The following is a 20,622-nucleotide window of genomic DNA, read 5'->3' as shown; positions in this document are numbered from 1 at the left end:
GAGACTCCGGACGTTCAGACTATGCTTTTTTGTTCGGATTTACGTCCACAATTGCATTTTTGAGCACGCGGATTTTTACTTCTTTATCCACTTCAATCAGCACCGTTTCTTCATCGTTGGAATGAAGAATGCCGAGCATGCCACCGGATGTCACGATTTTATCACCTTTCTTCATCTCGGTAACTTTCTGTTGAATTTCTTTTTGCTTCTTGCTTTGCGGACGGATAATAAAAAACCAGAAGATGAAGAAAATCAATCCTAAGAAAATGAAAGAGGCAAACGGGCTTCCCCCTTCAGGGTCTGCCATTAGAAGAATAATGTCCATTTTGGAAAAATAAGGTTGGTTTATCGGAAATAAGCGGGAGTTTGCCTGTTGGGGCTTCCGCACTTTTTCCTGTGAAGAGTTAGCGTTTGAAGTTCACCAATACGCCGGTGTAAACAGCTTCCAAAGATAACGCTTTTGTAAACGGGGTACAAAGCCGCTGCCACTCAGCTAACGCAGCCGAACAGCCAGCCAGGCACCGGTCAGCAAAGCCATCAGCGCGCAAAAAATGTAGACGCCTGCAAAGCCCCCGAACCCCAGCAACAGGCTTGCAAAGATGGGAGAAACCGACTGTGCCAGCTTAATCACCATGCCGTTCAGCGACATGATAGCCCCCCGGTTTTCAAGTCGTGCTTCTCCGGAAATCAGGGAAATAAGCACCGGCAGATTTAATCCCTGTGCTAAGCCGTAGAGTACCGAGGCTGCCCCCAGCCACCACAGGTTGGGCGCAGCGGGCATGGCAAGCAGCGACAAGGCGTAAATGGCAAAGGATACGATTACAATTTTTTCGCCTTTGAAGCGCCGGGTGAGCCGCCCCGCATTTACTGAAGCCAGACCATTCGCGACAGAAGCGGCTGAAAGCACCAGCCCGATGACAAACGAAACGCTCGTAAAGCGGGCTTCAATCAGAAACGGAATAATCGTAAGCAGAGGCCCGTAGAGCAGTATAAAGGATACCAAAGTTGCCAGAAACATCGGCAGTATCCGGTTTTGCCTGATGTTCACAAACACAGCCTGAAAGTAAGCACGTACTGTTCCCGATCTTTCGGGCTCCGGGTTTTCGAGATAAAAAATAATGATCAGGGCGGTCGGAAATGCGAGCAGCGGCAGGTAAAAAGGGGCATACCAGCCCAGAACCGCTATGGCACCGCCAATGGCCGGATACAGGGTTGCGCCAACGCTAAGCACGCCCGCATTGTAGCCCATGGCTTCCGTGCGCTGATTTCCGCTGAAAATATCCCCTATCATCGTGACATTCAGGGCACCGATGGCGGCGGAGCCAACACCCTGCACAAGTCTGAGCAGGAGCAGCGTTTCATAGCTCCCGGCAAATGCGCAGGCAAAACCCGCGGCCCCAAAAAGGAGCATGGAAGGCACCAGCACCAGCTTTCGTCCGATTCGGTCGGCAAGCACGCCCAGCACGGGGGTCAGCAGCACACCGGGAATGGTGTAGGCTGTGATAAGGAGCGCAGCCCGGCCGACACTAATATCGAAGGTATCCGCGATGAGCGGCAGCACCGGGGTAATGCTTGAGACCCCCATGATGGCCGTAAGCGTGATACAGAAAATGATGTATAGGTTTCGGTTCCGAAGCACCGGCGTATCAGCCTGATGTGCGGAGCCTGTTTTCTTGCTCAAAATAATTTTCCAGGGTTTTATCCGGATTTCATTCCGGATACGCAAATAAGTGAAGCTTCGGAAACATCATCCAACAAAAAAAGCTCCCGGGTAGCAGGAGCTTTTTTTGATTCAAAGCGTAATAAGGTTCATCAGGGCCATTCAGGGCGGGTGATCTCGAGAATGTGGCTTTCCATTCCCATTTTAATTTCCTTGCGGACAGCTTCCACATCGTTGTTATCGATGTACATGGCATGGATGTAAAGGGTTTTGCCATCTTCGGAGGTATCGAGGCTGAGCGTACCCGGCGTGAGTGAAATGGAGTTGGCAAGCAGCGTCTTCTCCAGATCCGATTTGGCGTCCAGCGGAATACCGACAATGCCGGACTTCATCCGGAAGCTGGGTTTCATCACATCAACTGCGACGCGAATGCTCGACACGACCAGTTCTTTCAGAAAGTAAAAGATGAAACCAACTGCAAGCCGAAGCCTGCGTGTGTAGTGCTCAGAATCTATGGCCGGGGCGGCGACAAGCATCACCAGATAGCCCAGGAAAAAGCCAATTGCAAGGTTACCCAGGCTGATGGTTCCGGTAACAGCGGCCCAAATTACGGCCAGCAGAATGTTGGTGATAAACTGTTTCATGGATTCAGTACGGCGTTGATATACATGGATGGATCAAGCAGCTGTTCGGCAGCGTCGAAAAGCAGCATGTAAAACGGCTCTCCGAAAATACCCAGCACTACGATGAAGCCTGCAATCACAATTGTGGGCAGCATGAGTGCGATAAGCTGCGCACCGGCAACGGGCTTGAAGTTTTTGTCGGCTACCACAGGCGCGGTATCGGGCAGCGGGCTCCAGTATGCCCCCATCCAGATTTTGGTCATGGAGAAGAGCGTCATCAGACCCACGGCAAGCGCAAAGCCAATCACCACCCATTGCTGCACTTCAAGACCGGCATATATGACGGTGTACTTGGCCCAGAATCCGGTGAGGGGCGGGAGTCCCGCAAGCGAAATCGCTGATATGGCAAACAGGGCGCTAACCAGCGGATATTTCTTGTAGAGACCGCCCAAGCGGGACAGGTGATACGAGCCAACCAGCTTCTGTGCAATACCGGCTACCAAAAAGAGGTTGGTCTTTGCCAGAATGTTATGCAGGATGTAGTAGATCACCCCTGCAAGCGCAATTTTGGTAAAGAAGGCCAGTCCCATAATCATGTAGCCGATCTGACTCACAATGTGGAAGCTAAGAATTTTGCGGACATCATACTGTGAGGCCGCACCCAATACGCCAACGACCATGGTGGGCACCGAAATCCAGAGCAGGATGGTGTGCGTGTAGCCGATGTCGTGGGTGAACAGCAGGGTGAATACCCGTACAAGCGAGTAAACCCCGACTTTGGTAAGCAGCGCCCCGAAAATCGCCGTGATGGTGATAGGCGGGGTGTGGTAGGAAGCCGGCAGCCAGAAAAAGAGCGGGAATACGGCAGACTTAATCCCGAAGGAAACCATGAACATCATGGAAGCCGTGATGACAAGTCCTGTGTTCTCGGTATCCTGAAGGGCTTCGGCCATAGCCGCGAAGTTGAGCGTGCCGGTCAGTCCGTACATAATCCCGACCGCTGCCAGGAAAATGAGGGACGAAAGCAGGTTGATGATCACGTACTTCACCGCACCATCGAGCTGCGCTTTGCCGTTTCCGATGGCAAGCAGCACGAAGGAAGTGATGAGCATGACTTCAAACCAAACATAAAGGTTGAAGAGGTCACCGGTGAGGAAGGCTCCGATTACGCCGAAAATCAGAATCTGAAAAAGCGGCTGAAAACCGAACGACTCGCGGCGCTCATCCACATCACCCAGCGAGTAAATGCTGATGGTCATGGCCATGAGGCCGGTGACGCACACCATAAGTGCGCTGAACAGGTCCGCGACAAGCGAAATTCCGAAGGGGGCTTCCCAGTTACCGGGCTGCAGCACCTGAATACCGTCGGTATGTACCGCATAAAGCAGTACGCAGGTCGAAATAAACGTGAGCGTAGATCCGATCACGCTGATCCAGCGCTGTAAATCACGGTTTTTGAACGCAATGAGGGCGATTGATGCCGTGAGAATCGGAATCAGGATGGGATAAATAACGATGTGGTTCACGCTTCGTCCCCCCCGATTTTCGCGCTTGCAGGAAGCTCTTCCCCTTTGTAGGGCGGCTCAGCAACGCGCATGTCATCCACATCCAGGGTTCCGACTTCCGTGTAGGCCCGGTAAACAAGTACGAGGGCGTATGACAGCAGACCGAAGCCAATCACGATAGCGGTAAGCACAAGCGCCTGCGGCAGCGGGTTTGCAAAAGCGCCCGATGGCACGTACTCCCCGGATGCAATGAGCGGCGGGATACCGCGGTCGAGCCGGCCCAGCGTAAAGATGAGCAGGTTAACCGCGTTGCTCAAAATTACGATGCCGATTACCACGCGTATCAGGTTGCGGCGGAGCATGAGATACACGCTGAGTGCCACAAGTATTCCAATTACAATAGCTAATAAAGGCTCCATTGGTTAGTCTTCTTCTTCAAGTGCAAAGATTACGGCGAGGGTAAAACCTACAACTACCAAATACACGCCAATGTCGAATATGAGAGGGGTGCCCACATGGAGCTCATTCCCGAAAACAACCGGGAGCGCCCACTGTCCTGTGAAAAAAGCGTCACCAGCTATCATGGACATGATGCCGCTTACGAGCGCCAGGAACAGTCCCCAGCCGACCATTACGCGGGGATCCATGCGCAGCAGCTTGCGGGTCACTTCCGTGCCGAAAGCAATGGCGAACAGCACAAAAGCCGCCGCGCCAACAAGACCGCCTATGAAACCGCCACCGGGCTCATTGTGCCCCCTGAAAAACAAAAACACGGAAAAAATCAGCAGCAGCGGAAACAACAGCCGGGTTGCTGTTCTGAGAATCATTGAATTCATGCTGTTGTACCTTCTTTTTTGGTGGTGATTTTTTTACCCAGTTTGATGAGCGCATACACGCCGATACCGGCTACACCGATTACCACGATCTCGCCAAAGGTATCAAGCGCCCGGAAATCGACCAGAATCACGTTTACGATATTCCGCCCGTAGGCTACGACGTAGCTGTTCTCTGCGAAGTAGTCGGTCATGAAAGGATCAAACTCAGTGTTCAGCACCGCGAGCATGATGAGGGTTACAATCAGACCTACACCACCGGCCAGGATACCGTCGCGGACCTTCGAGCCCATCGAAACACTTACCTTGCTCTGCGGCAGGTGAATGAGCACAAGGGCGACCAGAATTACGGTGAGGGTTTCCACCAGTACCTGCGTGATCGCAAGGTCAGGCGCGCTGAACAGGATGTAAAGCAGGGCGATACTGTAGCCCACAACACCAAGCGCAGCGATAGCTACAAGCCCGGATCCGGCAAACACTGCGGCGAAGGCAGCAATTACGATTATACCGGCCAGCGTCCACTCATAGAAGTAGATGTCGGAGAAATCAGCTGCGATCATCATATCTGTTTTCGCGAGCAGGGTGTATCCCACAACAGCTACAAAGAAGGCCACAACGCAGAGCATGTAATAGCGCAAATAGCCATTCTGGAAAAATTTGGTCTGCGCAGCTGCCAGCCCGAGGGTTCCGTTGAGCCAGCCTTCATAGCCTTTAACCGGCCCCTGCCCCATAATGCGGTCGTAGGTTTGTACGACACCGGACTCGCGCACTTTATTCCATATCAGATACAGGCCGATACCACTCAGCAGCGTCACGATACTCAGTATGAGTGCCGCATTGACCCCGTGCCAGAGCTTGAGCGACACAACCAGATCCGGTGTGCCGGCTACCGCACCGGCAGCTTTGGAAATGATGGAGGTATCAATCAGGAAAGGCAGTACCCCGAATACGATACTCAGCACGGACAGCACAGCAGGGCCAATCCACATGCTAAGAGGTGCTTCGTGTACGTGCTTGTTGTTGTACTCCTTGTATTCGCCAAAAAACGGTCGAATGGCCACGATACCGCTTGAAGCCACAACCGCAATATTGGCCAGCACAGCCATCGTAATCAGCACTGTCGGGAAGCTCACAGAAGATAGCGCCGCCTCATACACCAGCTCCTTGCCGATAAAACCCAGAAGCGGAGCCACGCCTGCCATCGAGAGGGCAGCAATACAGCCGAAAGTTGCCGTAAGCGGCATGGTTTTGCGCAAACCGCTGATCAGCGCTACATCGCGGGTGCCGGCTTCGTGATCAACCGTACCCGCAACCATAAACAAAGCCCCTTTGTAGAGCGAGTGACTCAGGATAAACACTGCGACGGCTTTCACAGCGTACTCATGCCCCATACCGATGAGCATGGTGAGCGTACCGAGCGCCATCACCGTTGTGTAGGCGAGTACTTTTTTGAGGTCGGTGTGCGCAATTGCCAGCCATGCAGCAACGAGCATGGTTACCGCACCAAAGCCGGTAACGATGTAGGTCCACTCAATGGTACCGCTCAGTACCGGATTGAGGCGCGCAAGCAGATACACCCCGGCCTTAACCATGGTTGCAGAGTGCAGATAAGCCGAAACAGGCGTCGGAGCGGCCATCGCGCCGGGAAGCCAGAAGTGGAAGGGGAACTGCGCTGACTTGGTGAAGGCACCAATCAGAATCAGGATCAGGGCACCGAGGTACCAGGGATGCTCGCTTACGACACCGGCCTGTCCGAACATTTCGGAGATTTCCATGGTGCCGGTTATCATCGAAAGGATGATGAGACCCGCAAGCAGAGCAAGTCCGCCGGAGCCGGTTACGAGCAGTGCCTGAAGCGCAGACTTACGGGATTCTTCCTTTTCGTGCTTGTAGCCAATCAGCAGGTAGGAGCTGATAGAAGTAAGCTCCCAGAAAATGAAGAGCGCGATAATATTATCGGCGAGTACAACCCCCATCATCGCACCCATAAACAAAAGGATGCTGAAATAGAAGCGGCCCAGTTTCGGGTCCGTTGCGAGGTACCCCCCGCCGTATATCATGATGAACGTACCTACCCCTGACACAATCAGACCAAACATCAGGCTGAAGCCGTCGAGATAGAACGACATGTTTACCCCAAGATAGGATACCCATACCCAGGATTCTTTGACTACTTCCCCGCCGGAAATAACCGGGATAAAGGTGAGGAGGTAGGCAAATACCGAAAAGGGAACGAGCGCGAGAATCCAGCCGGAGCTGTTTTTCAGATATTTGGCAGCGGAAGGACCAAAAAACGCGGCTGAGAAAATCAGCAGTATTGCAGCTAAAATGGTCATCAGGATTCAGAAACGTTACGGTTCAGTTTGGCGTCATCTTGTGCCGCAGTTGCATTGCGGGAGGCTTCAGATTCGGACATTTCCCCATTGCGGTTCATTTCATCCACAATGGTTCCCTCCCAAAGCTCAATGCCGGTGTAGTAGGCTGCGCGGCCGATCAGGTGCGCCGCCACAGGTGCAGTTAACAGCAGGAAGATGATGGTTGCGACAATGCGGGTAAGCACCGAAATCTCATCAAATGAAATGCCCACAGCCACCAAAATTAAGCCTGCCCCGAGGGTACCGGCTTTGGTGGAAGCGTGCATCTTCATCATCAGATCCGGAAGCCTTAAAACCCCGATGGAGGCCACAATCACAAAAAAGCTTCCTGCAAGCAGAAAGAAGGCGATTATCAGTTCAGTAATCATATCTCATCGTTGGTTGAGGGGCGTCCGGCTTTCAGCACGTAGCGGGCGAAAGCCGTTGTGCCCAAAAATGCAATGAGGGCTACTACAATCGCCGCATCAATAAAATCCGACGTTCCGGTATGGATGCAGTAGGTCGCAATAAATGCGATTACGATGTAGGCAATCAGGTCAAGTGCAACAACACGGTCGGGCAGGCTTGGCCCAATCAGCAGGCGTATCATGCCCGCTACCAGGGATAGGCTGAGTGCCGCAAATGTGATGATAAGTACCGTGTCGAGTATTACAGTTTCGCCGTTTAGCAAAGTCAACTCCTTGTTATCAGGTATCTTATGAGTAAAACGCGATATCGGATTCGCTGATGGCTTATTTCATATCGGCCTCTGATTCCGTAATTTGATGTAGCCCTTCGATGCATCCCTCTGTTGCCGCTTCTGTCTGGCATTAGGTTTTGCAAGGCAGTTGTCATGCCGCATTGCACTGCACTCCGGATTTCACGCCATTACCCGATTGAATCAGAAATACCCGAGCCCCAATTCATAGGACCGATAAGGCTTGGTTCAAACGTTTTTACCTGCGTATTGAATTGGCGGCCATTTCCTTATCAGCCTGATTTAATGAAGCGCAAAAATATATTTTTCCTGTTCTACTTCAAAATTATTTCGGTAAGCAGTTGAAAATACAGGCATTCATTGGCATGGAAAGTACTATTTTACAGGACTTTGTACCTGTCTATATTTTATCATGAAAAACGAGATTTATACCAGTTCATCCCCTGAAGAGACCCTATCCCTTGGCGCTAAACTCGCCCTTAAAGCGGCATCCGGCGATGTCATCTGCCTTTACGGAGACCTTGGCGCCGGTAAAACCCACTTCGTCAAAGGCTTCGCTTCCGCACTCGGCATCCCGCCCGCTGAAGTAGACTCCCCTACTTTCGTCCTCATTCAGGAATACGAAGGAAGCCTGCCGCTCTACCACTTCGACGCCTATCGCATTGAGAGCCTTGACGAAGCCCGCCGCCTCGGCATGGAAGAATATTTCTACGGCGACGGAATCTGCCTCATAGAATGGCCCGGGCGCATTGCCGGAATTCTGCCCGATACGCGCACCGAAGTACATTTCACGCATACCGGTCCGAATGAACGCCGCGTTCAGGTGCTTCACAAATACTGATTTCTTTGTATTTTGAGCGCCCATGCCAACCAAAAAACTATCATATCGCTTCGACCGGCTGCCGGTCATCTATCCGTATCACATCCGGGCACGCAACCACCTCGCTGTAGGCGACCTTGTTTATTACGGGCCCTGCCCCGAATACTATGGTATCGGCGAGATCATCAATATTGTGGAAAACTACTGTATCGTTGATTTTCGTGGCACCGGAGAACTCGAAATCCACAAAGACGCCTTCGATCAGCGCTACATCATCCCGATTCACAAGCTCAACTTATCGCATTTGCTGATGGAAGTGTAGTCCCTGCCCGTGGCCGGTTTGCCGGCACGACCCTGAACCCTGATCCGACCAACCGCTGAAGCGCCCGGCTGACCATGCTCACCTCTGTAACCCTCCAAAACTTTTTCAGCTTTTGCAGCAAAGCTTCCGTTCCGCTAAGCCCGGCCATGAACGTGCTTGTGGGCATCAACGGCAGCGGCAAATCCAACTTTATCAAGGCGCTGCGCTTGCTGTATGAAGGTATTTCGGGGGATGGCCTCAGAAACCTGATCCAGCTTGAGTGGGGTGGTTATGATCAGATCACGCATGCGCGCGCGGGCAGCACCGGCGTTATCAGCCTCACCTTCCGGTTCCGGCCCCGGCTTGACAACAGCACCCAAAACAACGGGCACAGTCCGGTTTACGCCATCAGGCTTCAGCCGCAGGCCGACGGAACCTTTACCGTATCAGAGCGCATCACCTTTTCGCAGACCAATGGCACGGAAGAGCTTTTTTTCGAGTCCCGGGCCGGTGAAGGTCTGATCCGGAATCCCGGCGGCGGACTTGTCAGCCTCACGCCGGAAACCGGTAACCGCGCAGAGCCGGCACGGATGGAACTGCGCTTTCGGGCCCTTCCGCCCGAAAGCATGCATCCTATGCTTGTCAGTCTCCGGCAGGCCATCCGGCAATTCAGTTTCTATGGCTTCTTCAACACCTCCTACAGCAGCCGCGCGCGCCTGCCCGCACTGCCTGCCGGTCACTATGGAGAGCGACTTGCCTTCGACGGACGCAACATGTCACAAGTGCTTCACAGCATTCGGGGCTATCATCCGGATGTTTTTCAGGAACTTGTAAGCTTTCTCAGGCGCATCAGCCCCAACCTGCGCGAACTTCTTTTTAGTGAGAGCAAGCGGGGCGTCAGCCTTCGCCTGCTCGAAAAAAACCTGAATCACAGTGTTTCGGTACGCCACATTTCCGACGGAACCCTGCGCTACCTGCTGTATCTCGCCATTTTCCTGAACCCCGCCCGCGGGCTCGCGGTCTGCCTCGACGAACCCGAAAGCGGCCTGCATCCCGACATGCTCCATACCCTGAGCGAAGCCATGACGCATGCCGTGCAGGACGGCACTCAGCTCATTATCGCCACCCATTCGCCCCTGCTGCTCAACTCGTTCGAGCTCGACGACCTGCTCGTTTTCGACAAAAGCCCTGAAAATGAGACCCTTGTCAAAACCGTGAACGGCGACGACCTCAGCGAGATCACGGGGCTCAGCCTGCCGGGTCAGCTGTGGCTCAGCGGCTACCTCGGGGGCAAGCGATGGTAAACATCACCATTTATGTGGAAGGCGGCCGGGTTGACGGCGATCAGTCGGCAGAAACCGTCTCCAACAATGCGCTGTTCAGGGAAGGCTTCCACCGGCTGTTCAGTCAGGTTCTTGATGAAGACAGCTTCAACCTCATTATTCAGCCCATTGGGTCCGTAACGCGGGCTAAAAAGTACCTGCGGAAAGCAACATGGAGCCGCGAACCGGCCCTTGTGCTGATTGATCTTGACGGACCGCCGCAGCTTCGCACCGAGCGCCTCAGCCGCTTTCAGGGCCTCAATACCACCCTGATTTTCTTCATGATTCAGGAAATGGAAGCCTGGATTATCTCCCAAACGGAAGTCATTGAATCCTACGCCCGCGCCCGCTGGCTGATTCGCAAACACCCGGAACAGCGGCTGCGCGACGACACCCTGCTTGCCGGGCGCGATCCGCAGCAACTCGACAAGCCCTCCGACCGCCTCAACAACCTGTTCCGGAAATACTTCCGGGCGGTACGGCAGCGCGGCGGCGAGCGCACGGAAAAGCTTCGCAGCTACTCCAAAACAAAAGACGGGCCCGTACTCATCGGCATGCTCAACCTCACACAGCTCACGGACACTTTCGGCGACGCCGCGGCACTCATCCGCAAAGTGCAGTCCATTCAGCGCGAACATCTTGCAGATCAGACCGGCTGAAGTGAACCACGGCCCATCGGCACCCTGTTTTTTGGTATCTTAAGACTTTCCGCCTTCAAACAGGGCGCACCCTCACGATTACAAGACTGTTCAGACTTCTCTTAAATTCTTTCCGATTTTTTATGATTAAACTTTTGGTAAATGTTGACCACGTAGCAACCCTCCGGAATGCACGCTCAGAAGGCTACCCCGACCCCGTCGAAGCCGCCCGCATTTGTGAAGCCAACGGCGCAGCGGGCATCGTTTTTCACCTGCGGGAAGACCGCCGGCACATCAAAGACGACGACGCATGGGGCCTGCATAAAGCCGTTCAGGGGCTGCTCGATTTTGAAATGGGGGCCACCGACGAAATGCTCGGTATCTGCTGCCGCATGAAGCCGCATCTCTGCACCCTCGTGCCTGAAAAACGGGAAGAAATCACCACCGAAGGCGGCCTGAATATGCCGCTCATTATGGAAGACTACCGCACACGTGTGCTGCCCAAACTGGCAGAAGCCGGCGTTCCGGTGAGCCTGTTCGTAGAGCCTTCCGTGCGCGACATGGAGCTTTGCGCCGAACTCGGCGTACCCGTCGTTGAGCTGCACACCGGCACCTACGCCAACGCCTCCGAAGCGGACCGTCCCCGCGAACTCCGCCGCCTGCGTGAAGCCGCTGAGCGAGCGCACAGCCTGGGCATTCAGGTCAACGCCGGCCACGGACTCGGATTCAGCAACATCCGCCCCTTCCTTGAAGAAGTGCCGCACCTGGCGGAAATCAGTATCGGTCATGCCCTCATGGCCGACGCCCTTATGCGCGGCCTCCCGACCTCGGTGAGTGAAATGGTCGCCCTCATCAACGAATACAACGCCTGAGTCCCAAATTATGAGCGAAACTGACGGCACCATTCCCGGCCTCATCCCGACGCCAGAAAAAGGCTACAAATCGGGCTACGTCACCATCATGGGCAAGCCCAACGCGGGCAAATCCACTTTCCTGAATGCCATTCTCGGCACCAAGCTTTCCATCATTTCGCCCAAGGTGCAAACGACGCGGCACCGCATCACCGGTATCCACAGCGATGAGCGCGGGCAGATTGTTTTTCTCGACACGCCCGGTTTTCTGGAGCCCCGCTACGGACTTCACGAAAAGATGATGCATGCCGTGCGCCGTTCCGTTGAAGACGCTGACCTCATCCTCTTTATTCTGGACCCGGGAGATGTGCCCACCGAAGAAGATCTCGCCTGGTTCGCCACCTACCGGAAAAAGCCTGTTCTGCTCATGGTCAACAAATCAGACCGCTACGACGAAGCCGCTGTGCGTCGGGCTGCAGAACAGATTGAGCCGCTGCTTGCCGTTCGTGAAACCCGCGCAATTTCTGCGCTCAAACTCGACGGACTTCCCGAGCTCATCGATCAGATTTTCGGTATGCTTCCTGAAGGCCCGCCCTTCTTTCCGCCCGATCAGCTCAGCGAGCATCCCGAACGCTTTTTTGTCTCGGAACTCATCCGTGAACAGCTCTTTTATCAGTACCGGGCCGAAATCCCCTACTCCTGCGCGGTCAATATCATCAGTTTCGATGTGGAACCCGCCATCACCCGCATCGACGCCGAAATTGTTGTGAGCCGGAGTAGTCAGAAGGGAATCGTGATTGGCAAGGGCGGCGCGGCGCTCAAAAAGCTCGGTACCGAAGCCCGCAAAGAAATCGAGCGCTTTCTCGACACCAAAGTGTATCTCAACATTTTTGTGAAGGTCCGCGAGAAATGGCGCGACAACGAAACCTTCCTCCGCAGCTACGGCTACAATTCCTAACCGCCTTTTTTTCTTTTTGTATGATGACTATCGGCCTCCATCCCGCTTCCCGCCATCAACCGGCTTCCGTTCGTACTTCGCTGTTTTTATTTTTTTTGGGGATGATGGTGACGCTGCTCGTTCCGGCACAGGAGGCCGAAGGGCAGGGGTATGTAATGCTGGCCGGTGGCGGTGCGGAAAGTGCGGCGTCCGGGAGCTGGAGCAATGAGCCCTACGGATGGTTCGCACAGCGCGCAACCGCGGTCGGGGAAGGCCGGATCGTCGTGCTTTCAAACAGCGATACCTCTGTTTGGCTGCCAAACTATTTCACGAACCTTGGTGCGACGGAAGTTGTGAACCTCACCATTACCGGTAACACGGAAGCGCAGATTCTGGCCGCACTCAACGGCGCGGGCGGTGTTTTCCTGAAGGGCGGAGATCAGCGGCACTACATCGATGCCTGGCGGGGCGGAGCGGTTGAAGCCGCGATTCGCGCCGTATTCGACAGCGGGGGCGTAATTGGCGGCACGAGCGCAGGGGCAATGGTTGCCGGAGCGTACTTTACCAGGGGCGGCACGACCTCTTCACAGCTGCTACGCAATCCCTGGGCGGGTCAGGATACCATGCAGGAAAACTTTCTCGACCTGCTGCCCAACACCATCATTGATACGCACTATTTTGAGCGGGGGCGTCCGGGCCGTCTGCTGAGCAAAATGGCGTTCATCGTTACCGAAATGGGCGCCTCCGGGATCACGGGGGTTGGCATTGATGACAAAACCGCGGTTATGATTTTCCCGGACGGACGCCTGCGCGTGAGCGGCACCGGGGGCGTACACGTGCTCCGCAGCACACCGCAGACCGTATTTGACGCGCAGCCCAATCAGGATCTCGGCCTCACCGGACTCGCCGCGCATCAGCTCACGCACGGCTTCGAGATCGGGCTCGAGACCGGTGAACTGCTCGCACAGCCGGATGATGCGCAAACGGTGGAAGCTTTCACAGGCACCGGCCCTGACCTCACAATGCACTTCCGCCGCACTGCATGGAATTCGACCTACCTCAATGCCCGCGCAGACGACAGCCTCCGCATCCTGCTCGACAGCGGCGAAGTGAGCACCAACGCCCTGCTCAGTCACAGTGTACCGGTAGAAGTCGTCCCGTTCGACGAAACCCTGACCGAAGATCCGGCTTGGCTGGAGAGCCTGTTCGCCGGTGACCGGCTTTTCCTGAACATAAGCCCGGAAGAGTGGCTTCAGCTCAGTAGTTCGGAACCTTTTCGTATGCTAACCGACGGCGCAAGTACCGAACTTGAGCTGCTCACCCGGCATCTGCCGGTCATGGGGGAAGGGTACGCAACCAATCTCACGGCAAACGGCTTCATCGCCTATGACGGGAGAATGACGGTCCGCCCTGGTTCAGGTTTTCTTCCGGGAACAATCAGCGTGGACAGCACTTACGCTAACCAAACTTTTGCAGAAAACTTTGCAAGTGCGCCCGGCTGGCTGATGCACAGCTATCAGGCGCATGTTGCTCTCAGCGGTACACGCTTCACGCAGCTCAGCTATGAACGCGGCGAACTGCGCTTCGATAATACGCAGGTTTCGACCATCATCATGGATGCCCGCGAAGGATACCTGACGTCAGCAAGCCCGTTTGTGGCCTCGAACGCAAGCAACCGCACGCGGAATTCGGCAGCGGTCAGTCACGGGCTTATGCATGTGATTCCTGCCGGGGGAAGCTGGCAGCTGTACGAGACGGAACCGGTGAGCATTCCTGCGCCCGCGCCTGAGCTTCCCGCCGGCTTCGCGATCGAGCGGGTTTACCCGAACCCCTTTAATCCGGCTACCACGATTTTAATCCGCGCTGAGTCCGCTGCGGATGGATTCATTGAAGTGTTCAATGTTGCGGGTCAGCGGGTGTACAGCCGCAACCTGCTGCTTCAGCAAGGCATGACCCCTCACAGTCTTAACCTGAGCCACCAAAGTAGCGGCGTGTACCTGGTGCGCGTAACGGCCTCGGGCACAACACAACAGGCAAGGATTACTCTGGTGCGGTGAGCGTTGTATTGGTGCTGCTTGCAGAACGCGGGGTTTGGGATTGGGGTGGATTTTTTGGGGATATTTTCGCTTGTCTGCCTGGGTTTATCACGGGCTGTCCGCCCGATTCCGCGGGCGTGCCTGCGGCCCGCGCGGGAATATGGGGGGGGCGAAACGGGGTTTCTACTAAGATATCACCCCTACGGAGCTGGTCTCTGGTCAGGACCGGCATCAAGGCCATCTAACGCACGATCATCTCGCAAATAGTGTCAGATTAAAGCAAATTTGCCATGCGCTAATCGGCCGGTCCAACGGGCGCTCGCGGGAATATGTGGGGGCGAAACGCGGTTTCTACGAAGATGTCACTCCTACGGGGCTGGTCTCTGGTTAGGACTGGTATCGAGACCGCGGACACTTTTTTGAGTACTATCACATACAATAAACTAAACATGCTTAGTCTTACCGAACTGAAGGACAAATACATCGGTACACCGGGAAGCCCTGAACGGGAAGAATATGAGCAAGCGCTCTTCATGGAGCTACAGAAGCTCGAAACAAACCGTACCAATTCGTCAGAATCAGTTTAATTTGCCAGCGCGATGAGTATAATCGGTTCATGCACAAACCGATTAGAATACAAAACGGTTTGTAGATAAACCGATAATAGGAGTATGGATTACCTGTTTGAAATTTCGGAGCGGCTGATCGCGCATGCATCTACCGACATTCAGCGCCCGCAACTGCAGAAGCTCTCACAGGGCGGGCGGATGATCGGCCTCAAAGGGGCGCGCGGTGTTGGGAAATCGACGCTGCTGCTTCAGTTTGCCAAGTCATTCCTGCGTGATAAAAAAAAGCTATACATCAGCCTTGATGACATCGCCTTTGCAGATCAGCGGCTTACAGATTTTGCCGACACTTTTGTAAAACTTGGGGGCGAGTGCCTGCTTTTAGATGAAGTACACAGCTACAAAGGATGGGCGCGGGAGCTGAAAAACATCTATGACCGCTATCCCGGTTTACAGGTGCTGTTTACCGGGTCTTCCATGCTGCAACTCAGCGACGGGCTGCCCGAACTGTCGAGGCGTGCCGTGATTCATGATCTGCCTGCGTTGTCATTCCGGGAATATCTCCTGTTCGAAACGGGAATATCTTTCGAGCTGCTAAGTCTTGAAGACATCCTGCGCGACCATCAGCGTCTTTCAAAAGAAATCTGGCAGGAGATCAGGCCACTTCAGCATTTCGAAGCCTACCTGAAAGGCGGGTGCTATCCCTACTTTTTTGAAAACCCGGAAACCTACGACATCCGCCTGCGCGAAACGGTAATCCGGGTGATTGAATCTGACTTGCTGATTACCACCGGAATCAGCCCGTCAAGCATGGAGAAAATAAAACAGCTGCTGTACATCATCAGCCACAGCGTGCCGTTCAAGCCGAATATTGACAAGCTTGCTGAACGCATGCAGATCGGGAAAAACAATCTGAAGGCCTACTTCCGCTATCTCGATATGGCCGGAATTACCCGATCGCTCTTTAGTGCGAAAAAAGGCATCAGTTTGCTGACCAAGCCCGAAAAAGTTTATCTCGCACATCCCAACCTTATGCACAGTCTGAACCCGGGACAGGTCAATGCAGGTACACAGCGGGAATCTTTTTTTCTGAGTCAGCTCGCTCCGCTTCACACGGTTACCGAACCGGACAAAGCTGATTTTCGGGTTGATGACCACTACCTGTTTGAAATCGGCGGCAAAAACGAAACCCCTGCACAAATTAAAGGGGAGTCCAACGCCTACCTTGCGGTTGACGGCATAGAAACCGGCTTCGGGAACCGCATTCCGCTTTGGCTGTTCGGGTTTTTGTACTGACCCGCATTATTCACAATAAAAAAGAATTTATTAGCTAAGTGTTAGTTTAAGTTTGGCTTAGTGAAAAACACTGGTACCCCAAATTTGAGTGTGGTGTAAAGGCTGCGAAATTTTCCCGCTGGCGGCGTTGAAGCTGAAAACTCATGCTCAGAGTACTTAGGTACTCTTCCGCTGAGTTTTCAGCTTCGCCTTGCCAGCAAAAAAATTTCTTGGTGAATAATGCGGGCTGAGTTTGGGGCAGGAAGCAAGCCGGATATTCGGCAAGCTTCCTGTTCCTTATATCAGACGGTACGACAGCTGCGATCATCCCTTCTCAAACAAGTCGGGGCAATACTGCCTGTACGCCGGGGGATTCAGCTTGCGTTGCGCGCTTAGTCCGATTCGGCATTCATGATGTGGCGGTCGAAGAAGTTGTAGAAGCGCAGGTACTGATCGTGCCAGGCTTCCGGGTTCTGGAAGCCGTGTCGCTCGCTCGGATACATCATCATATCGAAATCGGTGTTACCGCTTTCGATGAGGATGTTGATGTACTGCGCCGCATCCTGAAAACCTACGTTGTCATCAATGAGGCCGTGCAGGATGATGACGGGGCGCAGGAGTTCATTTGCGTAGGTGATGGGGGAGCTGCGGTCGTAGTGCTCGGGGTTTTCATCCGGGGTACCGAGGCGCGGGCGGGTGTAGCCGGGGTTGGCGTGGAAGTAGTTGCGCCAGTTGGTGACCGCGCGCAGGGCCGCCGCCGCATGGAAGCGATCGGGCGCGTGCGTAACTGCGTACAGTGCCATGAAGCCGCCGTAGCTGCCGCCGTAAATCCCGACGCGGTCGAGGTCCAGGTACCCATAATTCTCATCGAGATAATCGAGGCCGTCAATGATGTCCCGCAGCTCGGGGTCGCCCATCCAGTTGGTAACATCTTCCCGGAATTTGCGGCCGTACCCGGTACTGTGCCTGAAATCCACTTCCACCACAACATAACCCGAGCGGTTGAGGAGCTGATGAAACATGTACTCGCGCGGATAGCTGCGCGACCAGCCCTGAAACACGTTTTGGAGGGAGCCTGCCCCGTGTGCAAAAACCACAACAGGATACTGCTGCGAAGGGTCAAAATCATGCGGCTTGAGCACATCCATGGAGATCAGCTGATCGTCACGATTGGGAATGCGGTAGTATTCCGGCTTCTGCCAGTCAATCTCGTTGAAGCGTTCCGGCACGGTTTGCGTAAGCTGTACTTCTTCATCCGGGCGGCGTATATCGATCAGGTAAACATCAGCGGGTTTGTTCCAGCTTGTTTTGAGGTAGGTGATGTGCCGGTTGTCCGGACTCACCTGCCATCCCCACCGGAATGCCGGTGTGCGGGTCAGCTGCGTACGGGAGCGGGTGTTGATGTTCACGGTGTACAAATCCCGGAGGCCCGGATCCTGCTGCGTGGAAGAAAAGGCAAGGGTGTTACTGCCAATCCAGTCAACCCAGTCCACTTCGAAATCGCCGCTTGTAATCTGCGCGAGCCGGCTTCCGTCGCCACGTGCGGTGTAGATATGGCTAAAACCGCTCTGCTCAGAAGTAAAGAAAAGCATGTTACTCTCCGGGGCAAACGCCACCCGAAGCAAGGGGCCGTAAATCCAGCCTTCGGTCGTTTCGGAATGGATGGTTGTGTTCGCGCCCCCTTCCACCGAAAAATCATAGGATATAATGGAGCGCTCCTTCATATCGTGATCGGTCACGTCATAAACGAAATAACGTCCGTCCGGCGAAATTGCGGTGTTTAGCACATAGGCTTCGCCTTCGTAAATCAGCGATATTTCGTTGCTGCGCAGGTTTACGGCAGAAAGCGTAATGTTGGGCTGCCCCCGTCTTGAGGCACCGGCCTGTACAAACTCAGGCACATATTCCGGGAACAGAATTTCCTGGTAGTGTGAGGTATCCGTTTGCTGTACCACAATGACGCTGTCACCCGCGGCCCATCCCCTGATAAAAAAGTTCGGCTCACCGTCTCCGCGGTTGGTGTGCTGCGCTACTTCACCGTTTTCGAGATGGATGGTCCACAGCTCCCCACCGTTGGTGAAAGCAACACGCCGGCTGTCAGAAGACCAGTGCGGACGCCCCCCGACACCCCGGGCCGAAAACACCGCTCTTGGCGACGAGCCGTCGAGGCCTGCTATATGCAGGGCACGGTCCCGGGTGTAGGCAATAAGCTGACGGTTGGGCGATACCACGCTGTTAGCAACATGCGTCATCTCATCATCTACCCGCTCAACAAGCGCACCGGTGAGATCAACGCGGTACTGACTTGTCTGAATGTAGCTGGAGTCGTTCCACGTAAAATGGACGTGGTTTCCGATCGGGCTGAAGCCCATGAGTCCGGGACGCACGCCCGGCAGATAAGGCTCAGCAAAAATAGTGCGCAGCTGAAGGGTGTCGAGTCCGGCATAAGCCTGTTGCTGACGCGCCTCAGCGGGTTGCGATATCAGGCTGAAGCATAAAAAAAGCACAGGCAACAATAACAGCACATTAGCCCGGCGGACAGTATCAGTAATTTTCATAGATGAACGGGTGTGGAATAGGTGAGTACCGGCCTGCGGTTTTCCCGCGAAGGACTGGTTATGACGGTCCTTAAAATAACATGATTCGCGCTGAAAATCCCCAAAGCTGCAAAGACCACTCATTTTGCCAGGCTGAAGCACTGCAGCCTCATCCCGTGATGTTTTCCGGACACAAACAAAGCTGTCCAAAAAGCTCGTTTTTGGGTAAAAGATGCGGGTTAATGCCGTCCTGCGACACGCCGCTGAAGGCGCAACGACAACCGTTTTGAGTTTAAATCACTTAGGCCATGTTTTCGCGGGTTTGTTGCCGCAGCCTATGCTCTTATATTTGCGCAACTCATAAAAAACCCACTTTTTGACTCTATTTGATACGATTATGGATTTACGCGTCTCCTCCGAAACCGGCCTGCTCAAAGGCGTAATCACCCATACCCCCGGCCCTGAAGTTTCGCTGGTATCTCCCGAAACCAAAGATCAGCTGCTGTTCGATGACATCATTTACGAGCTTGATGCCCGGAATGAACACCTCGACATGCTTCAGGTAATGCGTACTGCCCTGCCTGAGCTGCAAATTCTGGAAGTACGGAATCTCATCACCGAAACCCTCGAAAATCCGGATGCCCGCGCCTATCTTGCCGACAGCCTTGTGCGCAATCAGCGCGACGGCAACCTTGCTCCCGTACGCGCGCAGATTGCGGAACTCGACGCGCAGGAACTTGCGGCTTTTGCCATTGAGGGCAGCACACCTTCCATCCCTTCTGTTGAGCTGCTGCCAACCCCTAACCTGCTGTTCACCCGTGACCTTGCCGCCATTGTGAATGACGTGATTGTGGTATCCAAGGCGGCCAAAACCGCGCGTATCCGGGAATCTCTGATGATGGATACGGTTGTGACCTTCCACCCTATGTATGAAGAAATCCGCAAGAACGCGATTTTTATTTCCGGGGAAGACAGTATTGAAGGCGGCGATATTCTCGTAGTGCGCGACGACCTGGTGCTGATCGGCATGAGTGAGCGGACGACCTTCAGCGGGCTCATGCACGCGGCAAGGCAGCTTATGGATAAAGGCATCAATCAGGTGCTTATTATTGATATCCCGAAAAAACGCTCTTCCATGCACCTCGATACCATTTTTACGTTCAGCAACTACAACGAGTGCGTCGTGTTCCCGCCGGCCATCATAGACCGGAAGGACAACGTGGTTTCCCTGGTGAAATCGAACGGAAGCATCATCACAGAGCTTAAGCCTAATCTGAAGTATGCCCTCGAAGAAGCTTTGGGGCATGAAGTGACTTTCATCAAGTGCGGCGGCGATGATCCTACGGCGCAGCAGCGCGAACAGTGGAGCGACGGCGCCAACACCTTCGCGCTTGCGCCGGGTGTTATCATCGGGTATGAGCGCAACGTGAACACCTTCCGCGAAATGGAAAAGCACGGGTACAAAATTGTGGCCGGCAAAGACTTCGTAAAAAACTACAGCGACGGCTCTTTTGATATTTCCACATGCGGAAAAATGGTGATAACTTTTGAAGGCCATGAATTGTGCCGGGGCCGCGGTGGCGCCCGGTGTATGACGCAGCCGTTTTCCAGAATGGTTGACTAACCCTTTAACACGCGAAAAGCAG

General features: G+C 54.1%; 20 protein-coding genes. 10 read left to right on the top strand and 10 right to left on the bottom strand.

Going from position 1 to position 20,622, the window contains the following annotated elements; genetic code table 11:
- Positions 1-19: 19 nt before the first annotated feature.
- The 9 genes from yajC to CYPRO_RS03055 form a co-directional block, all read right to left on the bottom strand.
- A complete protein-coding gene (gene yajC, locus CYPRO_RS03095) occupies positions 20-325 on the bottom strand; it encodes a preprotein translocase subunit YajC (RefSeq protein WP_114983235.1) in 306 nt (101 codons plus the stop codon).
- 168 nt (positions 326-493) lie between these two features.
- Positions 494-1,681 (bottom strand): MFS transporter, encoded by a 1,188-nt coding sequence (locus CYPRO_RS03090; RefSeq protein ID WP_164682496.1) that lies wholly within the window; start codon positions 1,679-1,681, stop codon positions 494-496.
- A 131-nt stretch (positions 1,682-1,812) separates the two neighbouring features.
- On the bottom strand, positions 1,813-2,304 hold the full coding sequence (locus CYPRO_RS03085; protein ID WP_114983233.1) for a Na+/H+ antiporter subunit E: 492 nt from the start codon (positions 2,302-2,304) through the stop codon (positions 1,813-1,815).
- The gene (locus CYPRO_RS03080) at positions 2,301-3,809 is read right to left on the bottom strand and encodes a Na+/H+ antiporter subunit D (protein ID WP_114983232.1); all 1,509 of its coding nucleotides are present in this window, start codon (positions 3,807-3,809) and stop codon (positions 2,301-2,303) included. Before CYPRO_RS03080 ends, CYPRO_RS03085 begins: the two co-directional genes overlap by 4 nt.
- On the bottom strand, positions 3,806-4,207 hold the full coding sequence (locus CYPRO_RS03075; protein WP_114983231.1) for a Na+/H+ antiporter subunit C: 402 nt from the start codon (positions 4,205-4,207) through the stop codon (positions 3,806-3,808). The genes CYPRO_RS03080 and CYPRO_RS03075 overlap by 4 nt, the downstream gene beginning before the upstream one ends.
- Positions 4,208-4,210: 3 nt before the next feature.
- On the bottom strand, positions 4,211-4,624 hold the full coding sequence (locus CYPRO_RS03070; RefSeq protein WP_114983230.1) for a Na+/H+ antiporter subunit B: 414 nt from the start codon (positions 4,622-4,624) through the stop codon (positions 4,211-4,213).
- Positions 4,621-6,957 (bottom strand): putative monovalent cation/H+ antiporter subunit A, encoded by a 2,337-nt coding sequence (locus CYPRO_RS03065; RefSeq protein ID WP_114983229.1) that lies wholly within the window; start codon positions 6,955-6,957, stop codon positions 4,621-4,623. Before CYPRO_RS03065 ends, CYPRO_RS03070 begins: the two co-directional genes overlap by 4 nt.
- Positions 6,957-7,364, bottom strand: coding sequence for a monovalent cation/H(+) antiporter subunit G (mnhG, locus tag CYPRO_RS03060; protein WP_114983228.1), 408 nt, complete (start codon positions 7,362-7,364; stop codon positions 6,957-6,959). Before mnhG ends, CYPRO_RS03065 begins: the two co-directional genes overlap by 1 nt.
- Entirely contained in the window at positions 7,361-7,645 is a 285-nt protein-coding gene (locus CYPRO_RS03055) for a monovalent cation/H+ antiporter complex subunit F (protein WP_408625754.1), read from the bottom strand. The genes mnhG and CYPRO_RS03055 overlap by 4 nt, the downstream gene beginning before the upstream one ends.
- A 460-nt stretch (positions 7,646-8,105) precedes the next feature.
- On the opposite strand from CYPRO_RS03055, the gene tsaE reads away from it, so the two are divergent.
- From tsaE to CYPRO_RS03015, 9 genes are all read left to right on the top strand, one after another.
- Positions 8,106-8,534, top strand: a complete 429-nt coding sequence (gene tsaE / locus CYPRO_RS03050; RefSeq protein WP_114983227.1) for a tRNA (adenosine(37)-N6)-threonylcarbamoyltransferase complex ATPase subunit type 1 TsaE — start codon at positions 8,106-8,108, stop codon at positions 8,532-8,534.
- Positions 8,535-8,556: 22 nt separating this feature from the next.
- Positions 8,557-8,835: a hypothetical protein gene (locus CYPRO_RS03045; protein ID WP_114983226.1), complete on the top strand. Its 279-nt coding sequence runs from the start codon at positions 8,557-8,559 to the stop codon at positions 8,833-8,835.
- A 74-nt stretch (positions 8,836-8,909) separates the two neighbouring features.
- Positions 8,910-10,118 (top strand): AAA family ATPase, encoded by a 1,209-nt coding sequence (locus tag CYPRO_RS03040; protein ID WP_114983225.1) that lies wholly within the window; start codon positions 8,910-8,912, stop codon positions 10,116-10,118.
- Positions 10,112-10,795 carry a DUF4276 family protein gene (locus tag CYPRO_RS03035; protein ID WP_114983224.1) on the top strand — a complete coding sequence of 228 codons (684 nt, stop codon included), beginning with the start codon at positions 10,112-10,114 and terminating at the stop codon, positions 10,793-10,795. Before CYPRO_RS03040 ends, CYPRO_RS03035 begins: the two co-directional genes overlap by 7 nt.
- Before the next feature lie 122 nt (positions 10,796-10,917).
- The gene (locus CYPRO_RS03030) at positions 10,918-11,646 is read left to right on the top strand and encodes a pyridoxine 5'-phosphate synthase (RefSeq protein ID WP_114983223.1); all 729 of its coding nucleotides are present in this window, start codon (positions 10,918-10,920) and stop codon (positions 11,644-11,646) included.
- A gap of 10 nt (positions 11,647-11,656) precedes the next feature.
- On the top strand, positions 11,657-12,583 hold the full coding sequence (era, locus tag CYPRO_RS03025; protein WP_114983222.1) for a GTPase Era: 927 nt from the start codon (positions 11,657-11,659) through the stop codon (positions 12,581-12,583).
- A gap of 20 nt (positions 12,584-12,603) precedes the next feature.
- Positions 12,604-14,619, top strand: a complete 2,016-nt coding sequence (locus CYPRO_RS03020) for a Type 1 glutamine amidotransferase-like domain-containing protein (RefSeq protein ID WP_164682494.1) — start codon at positions 12,604-12,606, stop codon at positions 14,617-14,619.
- 398 nt (positions 14,620-15,017) lie between these two features.
- Entirely contained in the window at positions 15,018-15,185 is a 168-nt protein-coding gene (locus CYPRO_RS16515) for a hypothetical protein (protein ID WP_164682492.1), read from the top strand.
- Positions 15,186-15,269: 84 nt separating this feature from the next.
- Positions 15,270-16,460 (top strand): ATP-binding protein, encoded by a 1,191-nt coding sequence (locus tag CYPRO_RS03015; RefSeq protein ID WP_114983220.1) that lies wholly within the window; start codon positions 15,270-15,272, stop codon positions 16,458-16,460.
- Positions 16,461-16,831: 371 nt separating this feature from the next.
- Here CYPRO_RS03015 and CYPRO_RS03010 read toward each other — a convergent pair whose 3' ends face one another.
- Positions 16,832-18,997 carry an alpha/beta hydrolase family protein gene (locus CYPRO_RS03010; protein ID WP_164682490.1) on the bottom strand — a complete coding sequence of 722 codons (2,166 nt, stop codon included), beginning with the start codon at positions 18,995-18,997 and terminating at the stop codon, positions 16,832-16,834.
- Between the two features lie 355 nt (positions 18,998-19,352).
- Here CYPRO_RS03010 and CYPRO_RS03005 point away from each other — a divergent pair, with 355 nt between their 5' ends.
- Positions 19,353-20,600, top strand: coding sequence for an arginine deiminase (locus CYPRO_RS03005; protein ID WP_240644818.1), 1,248 nt, complete (start codon positions 19,353-19,355; stop codon positions 20,598-20,600).
- Positions 20,601-20,622: the final 22 nt, after the last annotated feature.

The organism is Cyclonatronum proteinivorum (genome assembly GCF_003353065.1).
GTDB lineage: Bacteria > Bacteroidota > Rhodothermia > Balneolales > Cyclonatronaceae > Cyclonatronum > Cyclonatronum proteinivorum.
This window is presented reverse-complemented; position numbering and strand designations above follow the sequence as displayed.